Origin of the sequence: Aphanothece stagnina RSMan2012 (assembly GCF_046764815.1) — a bacterium.
In the GTDB taxonomy this organism is placed as follows: domain Bacteria; phylum Cyanobacteriota; class Cyanobacteriia; order PCC-6307; family Cyanobiaceae; genus NIES-981.
In genome coordinates this window covers 1-5,000 of sequence record NZ_JBKOUC010000049.1, presented here as the reverse complement: position 1 = coordinate 5,000, position 5,000 = coordinate 1, and the positions used below count along the sequence as shown (strand labels likewise).

Here is a 5,000-nt window from a genome sequence, read left to right as displayed (position 1 = left end):
TAGGGTCTTTCTGTCCGGGTGCACGTAGTCCGCATCTTCACAGACAATTCTATTTCGCCGAGCCTCTCTCCGAGACAGCGCCCAGATCGTTACGCCTTTCGTGCGGGTCGGAACTTACCCGACAAGGAATTTCGCTACCTTAGGACCGTTATAGTTACGGCCGCCGTTCACCGGGGCTTCAGTCGCCAGCTTCGCTTGCGCTGACCAGCTTCCTTAACCTTCCGGCACTGGGCAGGCGTCAGCCCCCATACATCGTCTTGCGACTTAGCGGAGACCTGTGTTTTTGGTAAACAGTCGCCTGGGCCTATTCACTGCGACCACCTCGCGGTGGCACCCCTTCTCCCGAAGTTACGGGGCCATTTTGCCGAGTTCCTTAGAGAGAGTTACCTCGCGCCCCTCGGTATTCTCTACCACCCCACCTGTGTCGGTTTCGGGTACAGGCCGTGATGCCTTAACGGGTATAGGGCTTTTCTTGGAAGCTTGACGTCACCAACTTCGCGGCCGTAGCCGCTCGCACTCACGCCTCAGCTCAAGCTGTTTTCGCCAGCTCTCAACGCCTCGAACGCTTGGACCAGTAACCAACTTCTGGCTTGGCTAGCCTTCTCCGTCCCCCTTCCCAAAACATCACAGGTACAGGAATGTTGACCTGTTGTCCATCGACTACGCCTTTCGGCCTCGCCTTAGGTCCTGACTAACCCTCCGCGGACGAGCCTGCCGGAGGAACCCTTAGGGTTTCGGGGCATGGGATTCTCACCCATGTTTTCGCTACTCAAGCCGACATTCTCACTTCCATGCAGTCCACGCCCGCTTACGCTAACGCTTCACCCCACATGGAACGCTCCCCTACCATTGGAATCATTTAAGACTCAAATCCGCAGCTTCGGTACAACGCTTAGCCCCGTTCATTTTCGGCGCAGGATCGCTCGACCAGTGAGCTATTACGCACTCCTTTGAGGATGGCTGCTTCTAGGCAAACCTCCTGGTTGTCTGGGCAATCCCACCTCCTTTATCACTCAGCGTTGATTTGGGGACCTTAGCTGGCGGTCTGGGCTGTTTCCCTTTCGACCATGGAGCTTATCCCCCACAGTCTGACTGCCTCGCTACACACAGGGTATTCAGAGTTCGTCTCGATTTGGTACCGCTCTCGCAGCCCGCACCGAAACGGTGGCTTTACCCCCCTGCTGGAGCACGAGACGCTACGCCTCAACGTATTTCGGGGAGAACCAGCTAGCTCCGGGTTCGATTGGCATTTCACCCCTAACCACAGCTCATCCGCTGATTTTTCAACATCAGTCGGTTCGGACCTCCACTTGGTATCACCCAAGCTTCATCCTGGCCATGGTTAGATCACCCGGGTTCGGGTCTATAAACACTGACGATCGCCCTATTCAGACTCGCTTTCGCTATGGCTCCACCATTCCCGGTTTAACCTGCCAGTGCCTATAAGTCGCCGGCTCATTCTTCAACAGGCACACGGTCACCCGATCAGTCGGGCTCCCATTGCTTGTAAGCTCACGGTTTCATGTTCTGTTTCACTCCCCTCCCGGGGTTCTTTTCACCTTTCCCTCGCGGTACTGTTGCGCTATCGGTCACACAGGAGTACTTAGCCTTACGAGGTGGTCCTCGCGGATTCACACGGAATTTCACGTGCTCCGTGCTACTCGGGATACAGCTAGGCCAGTTTCGCTTTCGGTTACGGGGCTTTCACCCTCTATGGCGCGCCATTCAAACGCTTCTCCTAACGTCCCTGGTCCACGTTGCTGTCCCACAACCCCGATGCTCGAAAGCATCGGTTTAGGCTCTTCCCCGTTCGCTCGCCGCTACTCAGGGAGTCGTTTTTACTTTCCTTTCCTCCAGCTACTAAGATGTTTCAGTTCGCTGGGTTGGCTCGCACCGCCCTATGGATTCAGGCGGCCGTTCTAGGGGTTGCCCCATTCGGAAATTCCCGGATCAAAGCGTGTTTCCAGCTCCCCGAGACTTATCGCAGGTAACCACGTCCTTCATCGCCTCTGTGTGCCAAGGTATCCACCGTGAGCCCTTTGTAGCTTGACCATATAAACTCCCAATGCTTTTCGGCTGTTGTGGCCGATTCTCTCTGGATTCACCTGCTTCACTTCACACATCAATCCATTTCAGCTTTCACCTCAATACATCGATCCGTTCTGTGGTCGCGGTTTGAATGCCAGGATCAGACTCCTTCCTCCTCGGCGGAGACAAGAAGAACACTGGAAGCTCTCGGCTCTAAACTCAATAGAATTTCCTGACTCTCAACGCAACCCAGTTCCCTCAGCCCTTGCGGGCCAGAAGCCTGGTTCACGCTGGAATCAAGCATCCATGAGATGCTTTATTTCCAGACTCACCTATGCAGTTGTCAAGGTTCTGCTGTCTTCTCCTCCTGGAGCTCCGCTCCCGCTCGGGCTTGCGCCGTCACGGGAGCGTTGGCTCTCGGAGTGAACCCAGCATCAGCTCAACCGATCATCACAGTCTGTGATTCGGAATGAGCTGAGGCTGAACTCCCCAGCATCGCAGGATTCCTCCTGCTCTCTCCTTCATCTGGTCACACCCTCACCGCTTCGCTTCCTGGCGAGAGGGGTTACCCACCGGTGCACGCTGAAAGCACCAACCTCGGTTGTTCAACCTGGGTTGCTCTTTCCTCGCTCTACCGACAGCGTCAGTGGAGGTTAGCGGACTCGAACCGCTGACATCCTGCTTGCAAAGCAGGCGCTCTACCAACTGAGCTAAACCCCCAAACACGAATGGGCCATCCTGGACTTGAACCAGGGACCTCACCCTTATCAGGGGTGCGCTCTAACCACCTGAGCTAATGGCCCAGGAAGTGATCTCCCTCCTTACTTCTCCCTTGACGGGATCCACAGCTCGGGAGCTCGTGGGGTGACCTAGACAACGTTTAGGAACTGAAACGACGCCACAGCCTCACCGGATCCATCCCTTCCCAGCTCGATCCTTGCGGATCTCCCTGCTCAGGTCTTGCTCCAGCTTGCTGCTTTGTCCCTTGAGGTACCGATCGACCTTCGAGATGACAGGATCATGGCCTGAGACAAAAAGTATCTCGATCGCAAAGCCACTTAGACTTCACCATCTCAACGCTCAGACATCACGATCAGTTGTGTCTCCCTGTTAGGAGGTGATCCAGCCGCACCTTCCGGTACGGCTACCTTGTTACGACTTCACCCCAGTCATCAGCCCCACCTTCGGCGTCCTCCTCCACAAGGGTTGGAGTAACGACTTCGGGCATGGCCAACTTCCATGGTGTGACGGGCGGTGTGTACAAGGCCCGGGAACGTATTCACCGCAGTATGCTGACCTGCGATTACTAGCGATTCCTCCTTCACGTAGGCGAGTTGCAGCCTACGATCTGAACTGAGCCACGGTTTATGGGATTTGCTAGCTCTCGCGAGTTTGCTGCCCTTTGTCCGTAGCATTGTAGTACGTGTGTAGCCCAGGATGTAAGGGGCATGATGACTTGACGTCATCCACACCTTCCTCCGGTTTATCACCGGCGGTCTCTCTAGAGTGCCCAACTGAATGCTGGCAACTAAAGACGTGGGTTGCGCTCGTTGCGGGACTTAACCCAACATCTCACGACACGAGCTGACGACAGCCATGCACCACCTGTCTCTGCGCTCCCGAAGGCACCCCCTCGTTTCCAAGGGGTTCGCAGGATGTCAAACCCTGGTAAGGTTCTTCGCGTTGCATCGAATTAAACCACATACTCCACCGCTTGTGCGGGCCCCCGTCAATTCCTTTGAGTTTCACACTTGCGTGCGTACTCCCCAGGCGGAACACTTAACGCGTTGGCTACGACACCGAGGGGGTCGATTCCCCCGACACCTAGTGTTCATCGTTTACGGCCAGGACTACAGGGGTATCTAATCCCTTTCGCTCCCCTGGCTTTCGTCCATGAGCGTCAGTTATGGCCCAGCAGAGCGCCTTCGCCACTGGTGTTCTTCCCGATATCTACGCATTTCACCGCTACACCGGGAATTCCCTCTGCCCCTACCACACTCTAGTCTTGTAGTTTCCATTGCTGAAATGGAGTTAAGCTCCACGCTTTAACAACAGACTTTCAAGACCGCCTGCGGACGCTTTACGCCCAATAATTCCGGATAACGCTTGCCACTCCCGTATTACCGCGGCTGCTGGCACGGAATTAGCCGTGGCTTATTCCTCAAGTACCGTCAGATCTTCTTCCTTGAGAAAAGAGGTTTACAGCCCAGAGGCCTTCATCCCTCACGCGGCGTTGCTCCGTCAGGCTTTCGCCCATTGCGGAAAATTCCCCACTGCTGCCTCCCGTAGGAGTCTGGGCCGTGTCTCAGTCCCAGTGTGGCTGATCATCCTCTCAGACCAGCTACTGATCGTCGCCTTGGTAGGCTCTTACCCCACCAACTAGCTAATCAGACGCGAGCTCATCCTCAGGCGATTTCTCGTTTCACCTCTCGGCATATGGGGTATTAGCGGCCGTTTCCGGCCGTTATCCCCCTCCTAAGGGCAGATTCTCACGCGTTACTCACCCGTCCGCCACTAACCCGAAGGTTCGTTCGACTTGCATGTGTTAAGCACGCCGCCAGCGTTCATCCTGAGCCAGGATCAAACTCTCCGTTGTAGACCGGTCCTCTCAGCACAACCATCCAGAACCCTCGCGGATCCCTTCCAGCCTTGGCTCGCGCCTGCGCTTCAACTCGGCTTGCTCAGTCCCAAGCTCGGCACTTCCATGCCAACCTCAGTCCTCGCCCCTTCCTCTGACAGAAGGTTTCAAAGAGTGCACCCTCAATGCCCACTGCGTTTCCGCAGCTTCCTTCTCAGGTGACTTTCCCAGATCTCAGATCCGGTTCGCTCCCAGCACCGGCACGCGCTTTCCTGCAGAGAATCTCTCGTGAGAAGACACCCCCTGCTCGCGTGGCAGCACCAGTCGCTTGTTTCTTTTGACGGGACCTCACACCTTCACTGCTCGTTCGTCACGTCCATCCCCACAACAGCGG

Annotated in this window: 2 tRNA genes and 2 rRNA genes (1 of these 4 running past the window's edge); all 4 read right to left on the bottom strand. The window is 55.8% G+C overall.

Features of this window, described 5'->3' with window-relative positions:
• Positions 1-2,052, bottom strand: a 23S ribosomal RNA gene (locus ACLNEE_RS16415); it reaches 832 nt to the left of the window's first position.
• Positions 2,053-2,675: 623 nt separating this feature from the next.
• Positions 2,676-2,748: transfer RNA gene (locus tag ACLNEE_RS16410), tRNA-Ala, on the bottom strand.
• A 9-nt stretch (positions 2,749-2,757) separates the two neighbouring features.
• Positions 2,758-2,831: transfer RNA gene (locus ACLNEE_RS16405), tRNA-Ile, on the bottom strand.
• 307 nt (positions 2,832-3,138) lie between these two features.
• Positions 3,139-4,624, bottom strand: a 16S ribosomal RNA gene (locus ACLNEE_RS16400).
• The 16S and 23S rRNA genes sit together here with 2 tRNA genes alongside, the layout of an rRNA operon.
• Positions 4,625-5,000 lie beyond the last annotated feature (376 nt).